The sequence below is a fragment of the Streptomyces sp. NBC_01217 genome (assembly GCF_035994185.1).
GTDB lineage: Bacteria > Actinomycetota > Actinomycetes > Streptomycetales > Streptomycetaceae > Streptomyces.
Genome location: NZ_CP108538.1, coordinates 5785277 through 5804663 on the forward strand (window position 1 = coordinate 5785277; position 19387 = coordinate 5804663).

Annotated in this window: 15 protein-coding genes; 5 read left to right on the forward strand and 10 right to left on the reverse strand. The window is 69.4% G+C overall.

All coding sequences use genetic code 11. The features are described from left to right. Nucleotides 1-323: 323 nt before the first annotated feature. The 3 genes from OG507_RS26045 to OG507_RS26055 all read left to right on the forward strand — a co-directional run bounded on the left by OG507_RS26045 (nt 324) and on the right by OG507_RS26055 (nt 4340). Nucleotides 324-1646 (forward strand): PhoH family protein, encoded by a 1323-nt coding sequence (locus tag OG507_RS26045; RefSeq protein ID WP_327369591.1) that lies wholly within the window; start codon nt 324-326, stop codon nt 1644-1646. Between the two features lie 390 nt (nt 1647-2036). Then, entirely contained in the window at nt 2037-2738 is a 702-nt protein-coding gene (locus OG507_RS26050) for a lytic transglycosylase domain-containing protein (RefSeq protein ID WP_327369593.1), read from the forward strand. 135 nt (nt 2739-2873) lie between these two features. Then, nucleotides 2874-4340: an AI-2E family transporter gene (locus OG507_RS26055; RefSeq protein ID WP_327369594.1), complete on the forward strand. Its 1467-nt coding sequence runs from the start codon at nt 2874-2876 to the stop codon at nt 4338-4340. 68 nt (nt 4341-4408) lie between these two features. Here the strand turns inward: OG507_RS26055 and OG507_RS26060 are convergent, their stop codons facing one another. Both OG507_RS26060 and OG507_RS26065 read right to left on the reverse strand, forming a co-directional pair. Continuing rightward, nucleotides 4409-4945: an alkyl hydroperoxide reductase gene (locus OG507_RS26060; RefSeq protein ID WP_327369595.1), complete on the reverse strand. Its 537-nt coding sequence runs from the start codon at nt 4943-4945 to the stop codon at nt 4409-4411. A 12-nt stretch (nt 4946-4957) separates the two neighbouring features. Beyond that, on the reverse strand, nt 4958-5512 hold the full coding sequence (locus OG507_RS26065; RefSeq protein WP_031083404.1) for a peroxiredoxin: 555 nt from the start codon (nt 5510-5512) through the stop codon (nt 4958-4960). A gap of 131 nt (nt 5513-5643) precedes the next feature. On the opposite strand from OG507_RS26065, the gene OG507_RS26070 reads away from it, so the two are divergent. Next, the gene (locus tag OG507_RS26070) at nt 5644-6603 is read left to right on the forward strand and encodes a hydrogen peroxide-inducible genes activator (protein ID WP_327369596.1); all 960 of its coding nucleotides are present in this window, start codon (nt 5644-5646) and stop codon (nt 6601-6603) included. An 89-nt stretch (nt 6604-6692) separates the two neighbouring features. Here the strand turns inward: OG507_RS26070 and OG507_RS26075 are convergent, their stop codons facing one another. The 6 genes from OG507_RS26075 to OG507_RS26100 all read right to left on the reverse strand — a co-directional run bounded on the left by OG507_RS26075 (nt 6693) and on the right by OG507_RS26100 (nt 13310). After that, nucleotides 6693-9095, reverse strand: coding sequence for an FtsX-like permease family protein (locus OG507_RS26075; RefSeq protein ID WP_327369597.1), 2403 nt, complete (start codon nt 9093-9095; stop codon nt 6693-6695). Next, nucleotides 9092-9778: an ABC transporter ATP-binding protein gene (locus tag OG507_RS26080; RefSeq protein WP_327369598.1), complete on the reverse strand. Its 687-nt coding sequence runs from the start codon at nt 9776-9778 to the stop codon at nt 9092-9094. The genes OG507_RS26075 and OG507_RS26080 overlap by 4 nt, the downstream gene beginning before the upstream one ends. After that, nucleotides 9775-10299 carry a PadR family transcriptional regulator gene (locus OG507_RS26085; protein WP_327369599.1) on the reverse strand — a complete coding sequence of 175 codons (525 nt, stop codon included), beginning with the start codon at nt 10297-10299 and terminating at the stop codon, nt 9775-9777. Before OG507_RS26085 ends, OG507_RS26080 begins: the two co-directional genes overlap by 4 nt. Nucleotides 10300-10510: 211 nt before the next feature. Beyond that, nucleotides 10511-11803: an alkaline phosphatase gene (locus OG507_RS26090; RefSeq protein ID WP_327369600.1), complete on the reverse strand. Its 1293-nt coding sequence runs from the start codon at nt 11801-11803 to the stop codon at nt 10511-10513. Between the two features lie 305 nt (nt 11804-12108). Beyond that, entirely contained in the window at nt 12109-12294 is a 186-nt protein-coding gene (locus tag OG507_RS26095) for a hypothetical protein (RefSeq protein ID WP_051877984.1), read from the reverse strand. Nucleotides 12295-12338: 44 nt separating this feature from the next. Continuing rightward, complete coding sequence (locus OG507_RS26100; protein WP_327369602.1) at nt 12339-13310, reverse strand: SPFH domain-containing protein; 972 nt, start codon at nt 13308-13310, stop codon at nt 12339-12341. 231 nt (nt 13311-13541) lie between these two features. On the opposite strand from OG507_RS26100, the gene OG507_RS26105 reads away from it, so the two are divergent. Then, the gene (locus tag OG507_RS26105) at nt 13542-15767 is read left to right on the forward strand and encodes a transglycosylase domain-containing protein (RefSeq protein WP_327369603.1); all 2226 of its coding nucleotides are present in this window, start codon (nt 13542-13544) and stop codon (nt 15765-15767) included. A gap of 65 nt (nt 15768-15832) precedes the next feature. Here OG507_RS26105 and OG507_RS26110 read toward each other — a convergent pair whose 3' ends face one another. Further along, nucleotides 15833-17302 (reverse strand): catalase, encoded by a 1470-nt coding sequence (locus OG507_RS26110; RefSeq protein WP_327369604.1) that lies wholly within the window; start codon nt 17300-17302, stop codon nt 15833-15835. A 147-nt stretch (nt 17303-17449) separates the two neighbouring features. Beyond that, nucleotides 17450-19375: a SpoIIE family protein phosphatase gene (locus OG507_RS26115; RefSeq protein ID WP_327369605.1), complete on the reverse strand. Its 1926-nt coding sequence runs from the start codon at nt 19373-19375 to the stop codon at nt 17450-17452. Nucleotides 19376-19387 lie beyond the last annotated feature (12 nt).

Here is a 19387-nt window from a genome sequence, read left to right on the forward strand (position 1 = left end):
GACCCGCACCTGACGTGCCCGGACGCACCGGCCCCGCTCACCCCGCCCGCCCAGGGCGGCATGGCTTCGCGTGTTCGAGGGAATACCCCTGACAGGTCGACGTCCGGTCACAACCCAGGCGGACGTCGTGTCCAAGTGAGCGGCGTGTAGTCCGCTCGCCCGGGAGGCCCTTTGCACACGAAGGACCGTACATACAGTGCGGCTGACGCGGAGGGCCGGCGCTCGGCCCGCGCATCGGGGTCGCAGCCCGGTCCGTCCTCTCCCATTGGGATGCTCCGCGACGCCGTCGCACCCCAACCTCGTCCGAGGGGGTACGTCCTTCCGTGGTGACCAGCACAAAGCGCCGCATGCCCGACAGGCGCACCTATGTTCTCGACACCAGCGTCCTGCTGGCCGATCCGAACGCCATGGCCCGCTTCGACGAGCACGAAGTCGTGCTCCCGATCGTCGTGGTCACGGAACTGGAGGCCAAACGCCACCATCCGGAGCTCGGCTACTTCGCCCGGCAGGCCCTGCGCCTGCTGGACGACTTCCGGGTCCGGTACGGCCGGCTGGATGCCCCGATCCCGCTCGGGGACCTCGGCGGAACGCTGCGCGTCGAACTCAACCATTCCGACCCCGGCGTACTGCCGGCCGGCTACCGGTTGGGGGACAACGACTCACGGATCCTTGCGGTCGCGCGCAACCTCCAGGCCGAGGGGTACGACGTCACGGTCGTCTCCAAGGACCTGCCGCTGCGTATCAAGGCGTCCTCGGTCGGCCTCCTCGCCGAGGAGTACCGCGCCGAACTCGCCATCACCGACTCCGGCTGGACGGGGATGTCGGAGCTGCCCCTCGCCGCCGAGCAGGTGGATCTGCTCTACGGGGAGGAGTCGCTGTACGTCCCCGAAGCCGCCGATCTGCCCGTGCACACCGGACTGGTCCTCCAGTCCGACCGCGGCAAGGCCCTCGGCCGGGTCACCGCCGAGGGCAATGTGCGCCTGGTGCGCGGCGACCGGGAGGCCTTCGGCATCCACGGCCGCAGCGCCGAACAGCGCATCGCGCTCGATCTGCTCCTCGACCAGGACGTCGGCATCGTGTCCCTGGGCGGCCGGGCCGGCACCGGGAAGTCGGCGCTGGCGCTCTGCGCCGGTCTCGAAGCCGTCCTGGAGCGCAGGCAGCACCAGAAGGTGATGGTCTTCCGCCCGCTGTACGCGGTCGGCGGGCAGGAACTGGGCTACCTCCCCGGCACCGAGGCCGAGAAGATGAGCCCCTGGGCGCAGGCCGTCTTCGACACACTCTCGGCGGTCGCCGGGCGCGAGGTCATAGAGGAGGTGCTGGGGCGCGGCATGCTGGAGATCCTGCCGCTCACCCACATCAGGGGCCGCTCGCTCCACGACGCCTTCGTGATCGTCGACGAGGCGCAGTCCCTCGAACGGAACGTACTGCTGACCGTACTGTCCCGGATCGGGGCGAATTCCCGGGTGGTGCTCACGCATGACGTGGCCCAGCGGGACAACCTCAGGGTCGGCCGGTACGACGGAGTCGTGGCCGTGGTCGAGAAGCTGAAGGGCCATCCGCTCTTCGCGCACGTCACGCTCACCCGCTCCGAGCGCTCGCAGATCGCCGCGCTGGTGACCGAAATGCTGGAGGAAGGCCAGATCTGATACGGGATACGACAGTTGGTGCCGCCCGGCGAGCGAAGCAGTGTAGCCGGGCGGCACCGTGCTGTGGCGGCATTTTCGTAAAACACTTGCTCCAAATGGGGTGTGAGCTTTCACACGCAACGGAGAATTGCTTCCCGGTGTCCCGTTCCGGCAGAGTCTTGCTTCCGTCAGGCCCCGCATACGGCACACGTGCACCTCCAGAGGTGCCACGCACCACACAACTCAACAATCGCCGTCCGTATGCCGCCCGCGAGTACCACGCGGCACTCCCTCCGGGGAGCTGCCCACCGGGCCCGTGCCTCCCGTGACCCAAGCAGTAGGGAGGCCAGCGTCAGGGGCACGATTGCGTCCGCGAGGTCACCTAAGCGGGCGATGCTGGAAGGACACCGTGTGAGCCGGATCTCGGTCCGGGGGTTCGCCGTGGCGTCAGCCACCGCGGTCACCACCGTCGGCGCCGTCGTAGGCGTTGCCTCGGGCAGCACTCCCGCTGCCGACGACAACAACTTCGAGGCGACCGCAGCCGACACGACGCTTCTCGCCGACATTCCTGCGGGCCAGCAGGCCCAGGTGCAGACCGCCTCGCTGACCCAGCAGGCCGACGCCCAGGCATCCGCGGCCGACGCGGCGGCGAAGAAGTCCGTTGAGGAAGCGGCCCGTATCCAGGCTGCCAAGGACGCCAAGTCGAAGAAGCAGGCGGCCGAGGACAAGCTGGAGCAGGAGCGCCAGGCCAAGGAGGCCGAGCGCGCCAGCCGTGACGAGGTCCGCAGCGCCTCCACGTTCGCCGCGCAGGGCTCGTACACCGTGGCCGAGGTCCAGGCGATGGCGCGTCAGATGATGCCCGCCGACCAGTTCCAGTGCTTCAGCAACATCGTGGACCACGAGTCGAGCTGGAACTACCGGGCGAGCAACCCGTCCTCCGGTGCCTACGGCCTCGTCCAGGCGCTGCCCGGCTCGAAGATGGCTTCCGCCGGCGCCGACTGGCAGACCAACCCGGCCACGCAGATCAAGTGGGGCCTGAGCTACATGAACAGCAGCCGCTACGGAAGCCCGTGTGCTGCCTGGTCCTTCTGGCAGGCCAACGGCTGGTACTAGAGCCCTTCGAGGTTCCGGTCTCAACCTTTCGAAGCCCCTCGCCGTCCTACGGTGGGGGGCTTCGCGCGTGTACGGTCTTTCCGGACGGCTCGTCAGGGGAGCGGTGGGGAGAGAAGACGGGGAAAAGGAACGATCATGTCGAAACTTCCTGGGTGGCTCGGCCGTCTGGGCGCCGAACTGACGGAACTGGGCGAGCGGCTGGAGCAGCGCAGGGCCGAGGCCGAGGGGATCGACGGCGAGGGGATCGACGGCGAAGGGGCCGAGGGCGCGCCGATCGAGCCGCCGGAGACCGCAGCCGTACCCGCCGGGGCCGTATCCGCCACCGCGTCCGCCGGGGCCGTATCCGCCGGGTCCGCGTATCGGAAGGCGGCCCGCCGTGTGCCGCCGCCCGCGTACGCCCCCTCCGTGGCCGCCCGGCCCGATCCCGTCGCGTCGATCCCGTGGGGCATGCGGGTGGCGGCCGAGGCGGGCTGGCGGCTGCTCGTCCTGGCGGGCACGCTCTGGGTGCTGATGCGGGTCATCAGCGCCGTACAGCTGGTGGTGCTGGCCTTCGTCGCCGCGCTGCTCGTCACCGCGATGCTGCAGCCGACCGTCGCCCGGCTGCGGGGGTACGGGCTGCCGCGCGGAGTGGCCACCGCGGTGACGGCGATCCTGGGCTTCGTCATCATGGGACTGGTCGGCTGGTTCGTGGTCTGGCAGGTCATGGACAACCTCGACACCCTCTCCGACAAGGTCCGGGCGGGCATCGACGAGCTGAAGCGCTGGCTGCTCGACAGCCCCTTCCATGTCACCGAGCAGCAGATCAACGACGTCGCGAAGAACCTCAGCGACACCATCGGCACCAACACCGAACAGATCACCTCCGCCGGGCTCCAGGGCGTCACCGTGATGGTGGAGGTCCTCACCGGGATGCTGCTGGCGATGTTCTCGACGCTCTTCCTGCTGTACGACGGGAAGCGCATCTGGCACTGGGCGCTGAAGCTGGTGCCCGCCCAGGCCCGGCCGGGTGTCGCGGGCGCCGGGCCGCGCGCCTGGCGGACACTGACCGCCTATGTGCGGGGCACGGTCATAGTCGCGCTGATCGACGCGATCTTCATCGGGCTCGGGATCTGGTTCCTCGACGTGCCGATGGCGGTGCCGCTCGCCGTGTTCATCTTCCTCTTCGCCTTCATCCCGCTGGTCGGTGCGGTGATCTCGGGAGCGCTGGCGGTGGTCGTCGCGCTGGTCACCGAGGGCGTGTTCACGGCGCTGATGGTGCTGGCCGTGGTGCTCGCGGTGCAGCAGATCGAGGGCCATGTGCTGCAGCCGTTCATCCTGGGACGCGCGGTGCGGGTGCATCCGCTGGCCGTCGTCCTCTCGGTCGCGGCGGGCGGCATGGTCGCGGGGATCGGCGGCGCGGTCGTCGCGGTACCGCTGGTCGCGGTCACCAATACGGTGGTCGGCTATCTGCGCTCGTACGGGCAGGAGGAAGCCCTGCGGCACGCGCCGTCCCCGCACGGGGCGACCGCGCTCGACGTCGCCCCGACGCCCGCGCCGGGCTCGCCGCCCGAGGACATCGACTACGGCGACGACGACATCGTCGTGGACGGGCGCACGAAGTAGGCAAGAAGAAGGGCCCCGGGGACGGTCGGTCGTCCTCGGGGCCCTTCTCGTACAGGGGGGTACTGCTGTTACTGCTCGGCGAGCACGGCCTCGGCATCGAGGGTCACGCCGACCGCCTGGATCACCGAGGCAATCTTGACGGCTTCCTGAATGGTCTCACGGTCCACGCCGGCCTTGCGCAGCACCTGCTCGTGGGAGTCCAGGCACTGGCCGCAGCCGTTGATCGCGGAGACGGCGAGCGACCACAGTTCGAAGTCGATCTTCTCCACGCCGGGCTTGCCGATCACGTTCATCCGCAGGCCCGCACGGAGCGTCCCGTACTCGGGGTCCGACAGCAGGTGCCGGGTCCGGTAGAAGACGTTGTTCATCGCCATGATGGCGGCGGCCGACTTCGCGGCGGTGTACGCCTCCGCGGAGAGGTTGGCCCTCGCCTCCGGCTCCAGCTCGCGCAGCACCCTCGGCGAGCGCGAGGCGATCGCGCAGGCGAGGACGGTGCCCCACAGCTGCTGCTGCGGGAGTTCGCTGTTCCCGATGACCGAACCGAGGTTCAGCTTCAGGTCCTTGGCGAAGTCCGGTACGGCGGCCTTCAGTTCGTCGAGTGCCATGTCGCTGTCAGCTCACTCGCCCGAGAGGAGCGCGACCGGGTCGAGGGTGTTCTCGCCCTTGGTCCAGTTGCACGGGCACAGCTCGTCGGTCTGCAGGGCGTCCAGGACCCGCAGGACCTCCTTGGGGTTACGGCCCACGGAACCGGCGGTCACCATCGTGAACTGGATCTCGTTGTTCTGGTCGACGATGAAGACGGCGCGCTGGGCGAAGCCGTCCTCGCCCTCGATGCCGAGGTCACGCATGAGCTCGTGCTTCGAGTCGGCCATCATCGGGAAGGGCAGGTCGGTCAGGTCCGGGTGGTCCTTGCGCCAGGCGTGGTGCACGAACTCGGAGTCACCGGAGAAGCCGAGGATCTGGGCGTCACGGTCGGCGAACTCGTCGTTCAGCTTGCCGAAGGCGGCGATCTCGGTGGGGCACACGAAGGTGAAGTCCTTCGGCCACGCGAAGACGATCTTCCACTTGCCCTCGTAGGTCTTGTGGTTGATCTGCTCGAACTCCTTGCCGCTCTCCAGCGAGACACAAGCAGTCAGGTCGAACTCGGGGAACTTGTCACCGACAGTGAGCACGCGCTCTCCTTGCAGCGTAGGAATTCCCATTTGCGGGAGTTCCTGAGGGTTGGACGATCACCACCTTGGCACAGAGTGCATTGATCACGGAAATAGCTACACTCGGTCGTGATGATCGGAGGTGCCTATCAGTGGCGCAGGGTAATCAGGGCAATCGGACCAAACAGCCCAGCCTGTCGCAGCTGCGCGCCTTCGCGGCCGTCGCCGAATATCTGCACTTCAGGGACGCGGCGGCAGCAATCGGGATGAGCCAGCCGGCGCTGTCGGGGGCCGTGTCGGCGCTGGAGGAGGCACTGGGTGTCCAGCTCATCGAGCGTACGACGCGCAAGGTACTGCTCTCGCCCGCCGGGGAGCGGCTCGCGGTCCGGGCCCGGGCGGTGCTGGAGGCCGTGGGCGAGCTGATGGAGGAGGCCGAGGCGGTCCGGGCGCCGTTCACCGGGGTGCTCAGGCTCGGCGTGATCCCGACCGTCGCGCCGTATCTGCTGCCGACCGTGCTGCGACTGGTCCATGAGCGCTACCCGGAGCTGGATCTCCAGGTGCACGAGGAGCAGACCTCCTCGCTGCTGGAGGGGCTGGCCGCCGGCCGGCTGGACCTGCTGCTGCTCGCCGTGCCGCTCGGGGTGCCCCAGGTGACCGAACTTCCGCTCTTCGACGAGGACTTCGTGCTGGTGATGGAGCGCGACCACTGGCTGGGCGGGCGCGCCGACATTCCGCGCGAGGCCCTGCGCGAGCTGCCGCTGCTGCTGCTCGACGAGGGGCACTGCCTGCGCGATCAGGCGCTCGACATATGCAGGGAGGCCGGGCGTACGCAGGGCGCCGCGGTCACCACGACCGCGGCCGGGCTCTCCACGCTGGTGCAGCTGGTCGCGGGCGGGCTCGGGGTGACGCTGCTGCCGCGTATCGCGGTGACGGTCGAGACCGCCCGCAACGACGCGCTGGCCACCGGATATTTCGCGGACCCCGCACCCTCGCGGCGGGTGGCGCTCGGGATGCGGACGGGGGCGGCCCGGCACGAGGAGTTCGAGGAGTTCGCGGCGGCGCTGCGGGAGGCGATGGCCGCGTTGCCGGTACGGGTGACGGCGGGCGGGTGAGGCGGAAGGGGTGCGGTCCTCCTGGGCCCGCACCCCCAGGGCCTTTCGTCCCTGATCCGGCCTGATCCAGACGAAAGGCCCTGGCTCCGTCACTCCGTACGCAGGCCGTCCGGTCGCATCATCCGCCACAGCGGCGGCAGCGAGACCAGAGTGACCAGCAGGATCAGCGCCACGCCCGCCGCCGTCATGGGCAGGAACAGCCACCAGTCGGTCACCTGCTTGGCGATCATCCTGATCATCACCGCACCCAGGCCGAGACCGCCCGCGACAGCCACTACCAGGCCGATGACCACGGGCACGGCGGTCTGCCAGAGCACCGACCAGCCCAGCGTGGTCCGCCGGGTGCCGAAGGCGACCAGCACCGAGAGCAGGCGCTTGCGCTCTCGCAGCTGCTCCAGCTGCGAGACCAGCATCGCGGCGGCGATCAGCAGCAGGGTCGCGGTCGCACCGACCTGGAGACCGGTCTGCACGCTGGCGTACTGGCGGTCGCGGGCCACCGAGTTCAGGGTGGAGATCCGCATCCCGGGGTCGATCCGGGCCGCCGTGTTCCGTACGTACTCGGCGACGTCCTTCACGCTCTCGTCGACCCGGATCTGCACCCTGGTCTGCGCGTGCGGCAGGGTGCTCGGGTCGATCGCGCCGACCGTCGTCATGATGCCCCAGTGCTCCTCGCCCATCGGATCCGGGCGGGAGGAAACGGTCGGGGTGTCGGCGGGCAGGGTCCACGGCATCGATTTCGCGTCGGGCGCGGATCCCACCTGGGAGTTGAGTTCGACGACCTTGCCCTTGCGGGCGGTCTTGTCCATCCACTCGGCCATGTTCTTGTCCTTGGGGTGGACGACGAACGAGTCGCCCTCCTCGCAGGAGCCGATCCGGGCGATCTCGCGCAGCGTCGCACAGTCGCCGACGCTCAGCGAGGTGGTGGGCTGGATCTCGTCTTCCCTGTACGTGCCCGGTTTGACGACGTACGACTCGACCGTGCCGATGACCGCCTCCACCCCCTTGGTGGCCCGGAACTCCTTGATGGTCCGGGTGGCCGCGTCACCGGTGACGTTCTCGGAGAACGCGTAGAACTGGGCGCGCGCCGGGTCCTGCCCCGTCATCCGGTTGAAGTCGTCGTTCACCGCGGCGAACAGCATCTGCAGCGCCACCGCGCCCGCTACCGCGACGGTGATGCCGCTGACCGCGCGAGCGGCCGCTCCGCTGCTCAGCTGGAGCCTGCGGGTGGCGAGCTGCCAGGGCACCGGACCGCCGCGCAGCCGGTTCACACATGCCTCGACCAGCCAGGGCAGCAGCAGCGCGAGCCCGACCAGGACCAGTACGGCGCCGGCTGCGATCGGATACGGATCGACAGTTGTGTTCTCGCCGACGTTTCCGGTCAGCGCGAGCACCGTCACGCCCAGGACCGGCATCAGTAGCCGCCACCAGAGCCGGCGTCTGCGGCTGCGGCTGTTGCGTACGACTCCGAGCGGTTCGATCACCACCGAGCGCAGGGCGGTCAAGGTGACCAGCACCGCCGCCACCGGAATCGACACCGCGATCAGCGCCGCCAGCCAGGGGGCCGGGACCAGATCGGCAGGGAAGGCGCTGACGTCCCACACCTCGACCCCGCCGATGAACTGACGCCCCACCAGGAAGAGCGCCAGACCAGCCAGCAGGCCCAGCACGGCACCGAAGAGCGCCTCACCGGCAGCGATCCGGCGGGTCATCCGGATGTCCGCGCCGACCAGGCGCAGCGCCGCGAGCCTGCGGTCGCGACGGTCCCCGCCGAAGCGCACGGCGGTCGCGATGAAGATCGCGACCGGCACCAGCAGGACGACGCAGGTCATGATGACGAGCACGATGAGGACGGGGGACAGGGGCTCGGGCGGGGCCTGGTCGCCGTAACCGGCCAGCCGGTGGCCGCCCGCGGCGGCGGTCAGGGTGGCGCTGCCCGCGTAGTAGCGCAGTTCGCTCGGGGAGCTCAGTCCCGGATCGGCGATGGTGCCGGTGATCCGGTACGGCAGCCGCTCCTTGAGGAGTCGGCCTTCCGGGGAGGCGAGCAGCTCCTTCAGGGCAGGCGAGAGCACCATCTCGCCTGGGCCGGGGAAGTCCGCCACGCCGGGCGGGGTCACCGGGTGCGCCCCTTCCGGCCGCATCAGGAAGCCCTCGACGGAGCGGCCGCGGAACTCGGACTGCGTGCTGATCCGCAGCACCGTGGAGTCCGACTTCGGGACGGTGTCGTTGCGTGAGACACGGGCCTCGGCGCGGGCCTGGTCGCGGGCGGAACGCTGTTCGAGCAGATGCGGTACGGAGGAGGCGACCAGCAGCAGCGCCACGCCGAGGCCGACACCGACCGCGGTGAGCACGGTGCGCGCCCAGCCCTCCCGCCCGCCGGAGGAGGCGAACCGGATACCGAGGCCCAGGTCGCGCAGCAGGGTGATCGCGCGGGAGGGCTCGGTGGGCCGGGGCTGCTCGGCCGCCGGGACCTTCCTCGGTTCGAGCAGCGTCATGCGATGTGCTCCAGGTCGCGGGCCCGGCCGTCGCGCACGGTGACGTCGCGGTCGGAGTAGGCGGCGACGCGGGCCTCGTGCGTCACCAGGACCACGGCGACATTGGCGGACCGGGCGGCCTCGCCGAGCAGTTGCATCACCCGCTCGCCGTTGAGGGAGTCCAGGGCGCCGGTCGGCTCGTCCGCGAAGATCACCTTCGGGGAGGAGACCAGGGCGCGGGCGATGGCGACGCGCTGGCCCTGGCCGCCGGAGATCTCGCCGGGACGCTTGGCGCCGAGGTCGTCGACCTCCAGGCGCTCCATCCAGCGAAGGGCGGTGCGTTCGGCGTCCTTGCGCCTGGTGCCGCTGAGGCGGAGCGGCAGGGCGACGTTCTCCACGCAGGTCAGCTCCGGGACGAGCTGTCCGAACTGGAAGACGAAGCCGAAATCGCTGCGGCGCAGGGCGCTGCGTTCGGCGTCGGACATCGCGGAGAGCTCGCGGCCAGCGTAGGTGACCGTGCCACTGTCGGGCGTGACGATGCCGGCGAGGCAGTGCAGCAGGGTCGACTTGCCGGAGCCGGACGGCCCCAGCACGGCGACGATCTCGCCGGGGTGGACGGAGAACGAGGCGCCGTCCAGGGCGGGTGTCGAGCCGTACGACTTGCGCAGGTCGCGGGCTACGAGGAGGGAGCCGGCGGGGGTCATGCGCCGACCTCGCGGGCGAGGCGGTCGAGCCGGGCGGCGGTCAGTTCCAGCCAGCGGAGGTCGGCCTCCAGATGGAACAGGGCGTGGTCGCAGATCAGCTGGTCCGCGAGGTCGCCGCCACGCTTGCGGTCGGTGAGGATGCGCATGAGGCGCAGGTGCTCGGCGCGCTGCGTGTCCAGGAGGGTTTCGGCGCTGCGGCCGGTGAGCAGGGCCAGGACGACCTTGGTGTACAGCGTCGACTGGAGGTACGGCTCCGGCTTCTCGGGCTGGGCGAGCCAGTCGGCGACGTCGGTGATACCGGCCTCGGTGATGGCGTACCGCTTGCGCTCGGGGCCGCCGCCGCTCTCTATGCCGTCGACCTCGACGAGGCCGTTCTTGAGGAGGCGGGACATGGTCGAGTAGACCTGGCCGTAGTGCAGGGGGCGGTCGTGGCCGAACTTCTCGTCGAATGTGCGCTTGAGGTCGTAGCCGTGGCGGGGGCCGGACTCGAGGAGCCCGAGGAGGGTGTGACCGATAGACATGCGGACACTATAAGTGGTGTGTATACCTCGCGTGTATATCCGGGTGGGGCGGTCCCCTCGAGGTGAGGTGGGGCACGCCGCCGTGCTGCTCGGTACTGCCTCGAGCGGGTTCACGGCGACCCCGTGCCCCGACTCGACGGCATCGCGCCCCACGCCCACGGGAACGGGCCCCGGGAGAATGCTCCCGGGGCCCGTTCCTGCGTCACCGCGTTCAGCGGCGCGGTGCCAGCACCTGCTTGAGTACGTCGTGCACGTACGTGTTCGGGTGCTTGCCCGAGAAGCTGTCGGAGAGCGGACCGCTCGCCGTCACGGGCACGTCCACGCTGGTGTGCCCCGACGTGGTCCAGTCGATGGTGAACTTGCGGTCGCTGCCGCGGATCGAGAACGGACCGTCCTCGGCGGAGATGGCGTCCCCGGACTCGTCGTTGGCGTCGACCTCCTCGACCGAGAGACCGCCGGTCTCGTGGTCACCGGTGACGACCAGCAGCGTGTCGGGGTGCGTCGCGATGTACGCGCGGGCCACCGCGACGGCCTTCTCCAGCTGCTGCATCGACTGCAGGACGCGCGTGCCGTTGTTGGAGTGCGCGAACTCGTCGGTGCCTTCCTCCTCGACCATGAGGAAGAAGCCCTTCTTGTTCTTGTCCAGGCTGCTCAGGGCCTTGCTGGTCATCGTGCCGAGGTCCACGACCGGGCTGTAGACGTCGCCCTGGCCCTCGGGGTGCTGCTGGAACATCTCCTCGTTGCTGAACAGCCCGAGGATCTTGCCGTTCTTGGCCTTGCTCAGCCCGCTCGCACTGTTGACGTACGAGTAACCGGCCTTCTGGGCCTTCTTGATCAGGTTGCCCTTGGTGCCGCGGCTGCCCTCGGTCGTGTCCTCCGCCGGCTTGTCCTTGAACGCGCCCGGCGTACCGGCCGGCAGCCACCAGTCCTCGCCGCCGCCCAGGATGACGTCGGGCTTGCTGACGTCCAGGTACTGACGGGCGATCTCGTCCTGCTGTCCACGGTCCGCGGTGTTGGCGAAGAACGCCGCCGGGGACGCGTCGGTGACCTGGGCGGTGGTCACCAGTCCGGTGGCCTTGCCGGCCGCCTTGGCCTGCTGGCCGAGGGTCGCCAGCGGGTTGCCGTCGACGTCGACGCTGATCGCGCCGTTGTAGGTCTTCTCGCCCGTGGCCCATGCGGTCGCCGCGGCGGCGGAGTCCGTCACGACGGCCTTCGGGTCGTGCGGGGTGGTGGTGAGCTGGCCGGATGCCGCGAGGCGGTCCATCGCCAGCTGGCCTTCCAGGCCGGAAAGGTTGAGCCTTGCCGCCTCGCGCATCGAGGCGCCCATGCCGTCACCGTTGATGAAGATGACGTTCTTCGCCGTGGGGGTCTTCGCCTTTGCCGCCGACTGCGGAGCAACGGCCGACGCACCCAGCGTCGGGTTGAGCACCATCGTGGCGATTGCCGCCACGACGGCCGCGGCAACGGGTGCTCCCCATCGCGCACTACGCACGCGCTTGTTCACAACAGCTCCTCGTGAATTGCATAGCTTTCACACGCGAACGTAGGTGTGGGGTCGGTACCTGTCGTGAACGAGAGGCGTCGGGAGGCGGAACAACCCGCAGCCGGGGCTTCGTCGGCCCGGTTCCGCTCGTCGCCCTCCGTCCCCGGGAAGACCTGCCGGAGTGCGGCGGGCACGGTCGGATCCGGCTTCCTCCAGCGGCGTCCGCCGGGGGCGACGGCTGTGTGTCCACGATCGCCGGACGGGCCGGTCCTCCGGCCCGTGCGGGCTGCGGGGCAGGTGCCCGGCACCCGGTCCCGTCCGCCCCCCTACTCCGCCGGGGGCTTGGGTGGACGGCCCCGGCGGGGGATGGGGGACGCTGTCGTAGGCAGGCGGCCCGCTTCCGCCAGCGCCCTGCGCAGCAGGAACTCGATCTGCGCGTTCGCGCTGCGCAGCTCGTCCGAGGCCCAGCGGGCCAGTGCGTCGTGCACCGCAGGATCCAGCCGCAGCAGCATCTGCTTGCGCTGCTGCGGCTGTCTGCGCCCGGTGGTCTCTTCCGTCACTGGTAAAGAGTGCCCGTATTGAGGACCGGCTGCGCCGCACGGTCACCGCACAGCACCACCATGAGATTGCTGACCATGGCCGCCTTCCGTTCGGAGTCGAGCTCGACGATGTCCTGCTCGGCGATCCGGGTCAGCGCCATCTCGACCATGCCGACCGCACCCTCGACGATCTGCTGCCGCGCCGCGACCACCGCGCCGGCCTGCTGGCGCTGAAGCATCGCGGAGGCGATCTCGGGGGCGTACGCGAGATGGCTGAAGCGCGACTCGATGATCCGTACACCGGCTGCCTGCACCCGGGCGGTGAGCTCCACGGCCAGCTTCTCGGTGATCTCCTCCGCGTTGCCGCGCAGCGAGAGGCCGCCCTCCTCGTGGGCGTCGTACGGGTACTCGATCGCGATGTGCCGCACGGCCGCCTCGGTCTGGGTGGCGACGAACTCCAGGAAGTCGTCGACCTCGAAGAGCGCCTGCGCGGTGTCCTCGACCTTCCAGACGACGATCGCGGCGAGCTCGATCGGGTTGCCGTAGGCGTCGTTGACCTTCAGGACCGCGGTCTCGTGGTTGCGGACCCGGGTGGAGATCTTCCGGCTGCTGGTGAGCGGGTTGATCCAGCGCAGTCCGTCGGTGCGGATCGTGCCCACGTACCGGCCGAAGAGCTGGATGACCCGTGCCTCGCCCGGTGCGACCATCTTCACACCCGTCATGCAGAAGAACGAGGCGAAGACGAGCAGGATCCCGAGGATCAGGACCGGGACGCCCACGCCGTTGTTCCCGTTCGAGCCGACGATGCCGCCGAGGATGGCGAGACCGATGCCGACGAACACCCCGATCACGGTCAGCAACAGGCCGAGGCCGCCGGGGATGCTGTGCGCCGTCACCTCTCTCACCTGCGGTTCGGGCATCTGGGGAGCGTCGGGCGCGAGGTCGGCGGTCAGGGTGGACACAGCGTGCGGATCGTGTTGGCCGGACATGGGATCCCCCGTTTCGAGCGTTTTGAGCGACTAACTCGGTGCTAGCAATGTGATTGCACATTACCTGGTTTCGCAACCCTGAGCGCCTCTCGTGAGTCGGTTCCCTAGAGAACGGGTGCTGATTGTCACGTCCGTAAAAGACCGCATCGCTTACTTTTTGTCCCCGCCGACGGTGTTAGCTGGCTGGGCTGAGCTGATCTGGTCGAGCAGAGAAACGGGAGCAACACAGCAATGGGTCGAGCGGATGCGCGACGAGCCCAGCGGCGCGGGCCGCGGCGGGCTGCGAAGAGCGGCGGCCTACGCAGACTCTTCACCTGGCGGAAGATGCTGGGCACCTTCTTCGGGTTCTGCCTGCTGATCATGGGCGCCTTCGTGGCGCTCTATCTGTACGTGGACATACCGAAGGCCAACGCCCTGGCCGAGCGGCAGAGCAACGTCTACCAGTACAGCGACGGGACACTGCTGACCCGTACCGGTGACGGGGTCAACCGCCAGATCGTGGATCTCGCCGAAGTCCCCAAGGACGTCCAGCACACCTTCGTCGCCGCCGAGAACAAGACGTTCTACAAGGACCAGGGCGTCGACCTGAAGGGCACCGCGCGCGGCATCCTCAACACCCTCAGCGGCAAGGGCAAGCAGGGTGGCTCGACCATCACCCAGCAGTACGTGAAGAACTACTACCTCACGCAGGACCCGACGGTCAGCCGCAAGCTCAAAGAGCTGGTGATCTCCCTCAAGGTCGACCAGAAGTACGAGAAGGCCGACATCCTCGCCGGGTACATCAACACCGCGTACTACGGACGCGGTGCGAGCGGTATCCAGGCGGCGGCGCAGGCCTACTACGGCGTCGACGCCAAGGACCTGAACGTCTCCCAGGGCGCCTATCTGGCCTCTCTGCTCCAGGCCCCCAGCCAGTACGACTGGGCGGTCGCGACGCCCACCGGCAAGAAGCTCGTCAAGGACCGCTGGGGCTACACGCTCGACAACATGGTCGAGATGCACTGGCTCGACAAGGCCGAGCGCGACGCCCTGAAGTTCCCCGTCCCGGACAAGCCCAAGCCCGCGCGCGGCATGGAGGGCCAGACCGGTTACCTCGTCGAGGCCGCCAACAAGGAGCTGGACAAGCAGGGCATCACGGAGGAGGTGCGGCAGGCCGGCGGCTGGACCTTCACCCTCAACATCGACAAGAAGCGGCAGAAGAAGCTGGAGCAGGCGGTCGACCGGCAGCTGGAGTCCAAGCTGGACCGCAAGGACAACAAGGTCGACGCCAGCGTCCAGGCGGGTGCCACCTCCGTCGATCCGAAGACCGGCGCCGTGGTCGCGCTCTACGGCGGGGTGGACTACGTCAAGCACTTCAGGTCCAACGCCACACGTCAGGACTACCAGCCCGCCTCCACCTTCAAGCCGCTGGTGCTCGCCTCCGCGCTGGAGAACGAGTCGAAGACCCAGGACGGCGATCTGATCGGCGTCAACACCCGCTACGACGGCACCAGCAAGCGGCCGGTCGTGGGCAGCGACACCCCGTTCGCCCCGGAGAACGAGGACAACCAGAGCTACGGCAACGTCACCGTGCAGACCGCGATGAACAAGTCGATCAACTCGGTCTTCGCGCAGATGGTGGTCGACGTCGGACCGCCCGAGGTGAAGAAGACCGCGCTGGCGCTCGGCGTACCGGACCAGAACTTCCCCGAGCGCCCCGCCATCACGCTCGGCACGATGAACGCCTCGACCTGGGACATGGCGGGCGCGTACGCCACGCTCGACAACCACGGCCGGAAGGTCACCCCGTTCATCGTGAAGTCCGCGAAGAACCGCGACCGGACGGTCGATCCGGTCAAGGGCATCGGCAACCAGGTGATCAGCCGCAAGTCCGCCGATACCGTGACGTCCGTCCTGAAGGGCGTCGTGGACAGCGGCTCCGGCCAGGCGGCCAACACCTCGGCCTACGAGGCGGCGGGCAAGACGGGTACGTCCGAGAACAACAAGGCCGCCCTGTTCGCGGGCTACACGCCGGAGCTCACCACGGTCGTGGCGCTCTTCGGTGAATCCCCCAAGGGCGGCGCCCAGGTCAGCCTGACCGGTACCGCCAACTCCGGCCGGGCCAACGGTGGCGGCTTCCCGGCGCAGATCTGGGCGGACTACACGCTCGGTGCGCTGAACGGCGGCTCCAGTGCCCAGTTCGATCTGCAGGACGTCGAGCGCGGTGAGGTCTCCACACCGGCCAGTCCGTCGATGAGCCCCTCGCAGTCCGAGAGCCCCGACCCGTCGACGTCCCAGACGCCGAGCACGCCGTCGCAGACTCCCAGTGAGACACCCAGCGAAACGACCAGCGAGACGCCGATCGAGCCGCCGACCGAGTCGCCGGTGATCCCGCCGAGCGAGTCCCCGGTCCTGCCGGGCGAGGGGCTGAACTCAGGGCGCCCGGGCAACAACAACAGCAACCCGTTCAGTCAGTGAGATGAGCGCAGGAGAGAGGGGCGGTGCCGGCCGGCACCGCCCCTCTCTCCTCTCATGCGGCGGTGTCAGCCGCCGTTGACCTTCTTGGCGATCCGGTCGCCGAGGTCCTTGTCCACGTTGCGCCAGTACTGCAGAGCCCGCTCCAGGACGGGGGCGCTCACGCCGTTCTGCAGATGGCCGGAAATGTTCGACACCAGCCGATCGCGCGCCGCGTCGTCGAGCACGTTGCGGACCATCGTGCCCGGCTGGCCCCAGTCGTCGTCCTCGCTGTGCAGCTTGTACGCCTCGTGGACCATCTCGCCCGCCGTGGCCCAGCCCGCAGGGTCGCCGAAGCGCTCGGTGTCCGCGGCCGGACCGCCGTACGAGTTCGGTGCGTAGACCGCTCCCGTACGGGTCGGCTCGTACCGCATCGGGCCGTCCTTCGCGTAGGAGTTCCGGCCGAACCGCGGACGGTTCGGAGGAAGCTGCGCGTAGTTCGGGCCGATCCGGTAACGGTGGGTGTCCGGGTACGAGAAGAGCCGGCCGAGCAGCATCTTGTCGGGCGACGGACCGATGCCGGGCACCAGGTTCGACGGCTCGAAGGACGCCTGCTCGATGTGGACGAAGAAGTCCTCCGGGTTCTCGTTGAGCGTCATCCGGCCGACTTCGATCTCCGGGTAGTCGCCGTGCGGCCACACCTTGGTGAGGTCGAAGGGATTGAACCGGTAGTCCGGAGCCGCGTCGAACGGCATGATCTGGACATACAGCGTCCAGCTCGGGTGGTCACCGCGCTTGATCGACTCGAAGAGGTCACGGCGGTGGACGTCGCCGTCGCTGCCCGCGATCTCGTCCGCCTCGGCCTGGGGGTAGAAGTCGATGCCCTGGTCGGTCTTGAAGCGGTACTTGACCCAGAACCTCTCGCCGCCCGCGTTCACCCACATATAGGTGTGCGAGCTGTAGCCGTTCATGTTGCGGTACGTCTTCGGGATGCCGCGGTCACCCATGAGCCAGGTGACCATGTGCGCGGACTCGGGGGAGAGCGTCCAGAAGTCCCACTGCATGTCGTTGTCGCGCAGGCCGCTTTCCGGGCGGCGCTTCTGCGAGCGGATGAAGTCCTGGAACTTCATCGGGTCGCGCACGAAGAAGACCGGCGTGTTGTTGCCGACCATGTCGTAGTTGCCGTGCTCCGTGTAGAACTTCAGGGCGAACCCACGGGGGTCTCGCCAGGTGTCGGGGGAGCCCTGTTCACCGGCGACCGTGGAGAAGCGGGCCAGCATCGCGGTCTGCTTGCCCGGCTGGAAGAGGTCCGCCTTGGTGAACTGGCTGACGTCGTTGGTCACCTGGAAAATGCCGTAGGCGCCGGAGCCCTTGGCGTGCACCACCCGCTCGGGGACCCGTTCACGGTTGAACTGGGCCATCTTCTCGATGAGGTAGTGGTCCTGGAGCAGGATCGGACCGTCGGATCCGACGGTGAGCGAGTGTTCATCGCTCTCCACCGGGATTCCGGCGTTGTTCGTGGTGTAGGGGGTGTTCTTGGTCTTCGATTCCTCGGGCACGAGCGTCCTCCCGTCGGTGGGGGTTTCGGTCAGGTCGTCTCGTTCACGACTGAAGTCAACTCCGCCGACAGGAGGTCGGCAACATTTGGCTACCGTCCGTGCAGGGCACTCGACAGTGCCTGGGAGGGCGCTGAAGCCCGGGCCCTTCTACTGCCCCCGCGTCGGCATCTCGAACCAGACCACCTTGCCGGTCGACAGACGCGTCGCCCCCCACCGTCTGGCCAGCCGGTTCACGAGGAACAGACCGCGGCCGCCCTCGTCCATGTCCCGGGCCCGGCGCTGCCGGGGCAGCTGCGGGGCGTCGTCGCCGACCTCGCAGCGCAGGATGTCGGTACGCAGCAGCCGCAGCGTCACCGGCCGCTCCGCATAACGCACCGCATTGGTCACCACCTCGCTGACCAGCAGCTCCATCGAGTCAGAGAGATCATCGAGCCCCCAGCGGCTCAGCGCCCGCCGGGCCAGCCTGCGGGCCTGGCCCGGAGCGGTCTCCTCCGGATCCAGGTGCCAGAACGCGACATCACTGGGCGCGATCCCGTCGAACCTGGCGGCCAGCAGCGCGATGTCGTCGTCCCGGTCGCCCGGCCCGAGCATGTCCAGGACGTCGTCGCACAGGGCCTCCAGCGGAGGCGAGTGGTCGGGGCCGGTCAGCCGGGCGGTGGCGGCGAGCCGCTCGCGCAGCTGCTCGATGCCGGTCCAGACGTCCCGCAGCCGGGACTCCACCAGACCGTCGGTGTACAGCAGGAGCGTGGCGCCCGAGGGCGCGTCCAGCTCGACGGCCTCGAAGTCCACCCCGCCGACGCCGATCGGGGCGCCCGGCGGCACCCGCAGCACTTCCGCGCGGCCGCCCAGATGCAGCAGGACGGGCGGCGGATGCCCGGCGTTGGCGATGGTGATGCGGTGCGCGACGGGGTCGTACACCGCGTACAGGCAGGTCGCCATGCGGTCGCTGCCGAGCCGCTGCGCCTGCTCGTCCAGGTGGTGCAGCACCTCCTGCGGGGGCAGGTCGAGCCCGGCGAGGGTCTGTGCGGTCGTACGCAGCTGGCCCATGATCGCCGCGGACGTCATGGAGTGACCCATGACGTCACCGACGACCAGGGCGACCCTGCTCCCGGGCAGCGGGATCGCGTCGTACCAGTCGCCGCCGACCCGGGCCGTCTCGGCGGCCGGGAGATAGCGGGAGGCGAGCCGGACGCCGGTCGGCTGCGGCAGCGAGTCGGGCAGCATGGTGCGCTGCAGCTCGTCCGCGATGTACGCCTCGCGTCCGTACAGCACGGCCTTGTCGATGCCGAGCGCGGTGTGCGTCGCCAGCTGGGCCGCGACCAGCAGGTCATTGGCTTCGAAGGGCGGCCGCTCGGCCCCGCGCAGGAAGACGGCGGCGCCGATCACCCGTCGCCGGCCGCGCAGCGGGGCGAGGACGGCCCGGTGTCCGGTGGGTACGGTCCGGCCGGCGCCGAGCAGCTCGGGCAGCGCGGCACGGGCCGCGGCGGAGTCCCCGAAGACCGGCCGCACACCGCGCAGCACCTCGGCGAGCGCACCGCCCGAGCGGACCTCGCACAGCTCGGCCGCCGGAGGCAGATCGCCGTGCGGATCGATGGCGGGCAGCCGCAGCCGCTCGATCTCCGACGAGGTCTCGGTCTCCTCCTCGTTTAAACGCAGCCGGTCCGAGCGGCGCAGCCGCAGCACGAAAGGGGAGACCGGCCGCTCGTCGCCGACCGGGAGCGGGTCGCGGAGGTAGACCAGTATGGCGTCGGAGAACGTCGGCACGCTGGCCCGGCACAGGCCCAGCACGATCTCGTCCAGGTCTATGCCGCGGGCGATCCGCCGGGTGGCGGCGCCCACGAAACGCAGCCGGTCGCCCTCGCGACGGACCGCGGCCTGCGGGTCGAGTCCTGCCGGGCCGGGGTTCGCCGCCGAGGCCGCCGGACTCGCCCCCGGCACCGCGGCCGGGCCGGGGATCGCGGCGGCGGCAGGGGTCTTCGCCGGCCCGGCGTCCTGCTGCCGCGGCCGCGCGCGTTCCTGCGACCTGGCGGCGAGAGGCTGCCGGCCTTCGTGGGAGGTGGGATGCTCCGTCACGCGTGGGGTTCC

Coding starts and splice junctions, on each gene's coding strand:
- OG507_RS26055 (WP_327369594.1), top strand. CDS start 2,874: ATGTCGAAACTTCCTGGGTGGCTCGGCCGTCTGGGCGCCGAACTGACG.
- OG507_RS26060 (WP_327369595.1), bottom strand. CDS start 4,945: ATGGCACTCGACGAACTGAAGGCCGCCGTACCGGACTTCGCCAAGGAC.
- OG507_RS26075 (WP_327369597.1), bottom strand. CDS start 9,095: ATGACGCTGCTCGAACCGAGGAAGGTCCCGGCGGCCGAGCAGCCCCGG.
- OG507_RS26080 (WP_327369598.1), bottom strand. CDS start 9,778: ATGACCCCCGCCGGCTCCCTCCTCGTAGCCCGCGACCTGCGCAAGTCG.
- OG507_RS26085 (WP_327369599.1), bottom strand. CDS start 10,299: ATGTCTATCGGTCACACCCTCCTCGGGCTCCTCGAGTCCGGCCCCCGC.
- OG507_RS26095 (WP_051877984.1), bottom strand. CDS start 12,294: ATGCTGCTGCGGCTGGATCCTGCGGTGCACGACGCACTGGCCCGCTGG.
- OG507_RS26100 (WP_327369602.1), bottom strand. CDS start 13,310: ATGTCCGGCCAACACGATCCGCACGCTGTGTCCACCCTGACCGCCGAC.
- OG507_RS26105 (WP_327369603.1), top strand. CDS start 13,542: ATGGGTCGAGCGGATGCGCGACGAGCCCAGCGGCGCGGGCCGCGGCGG.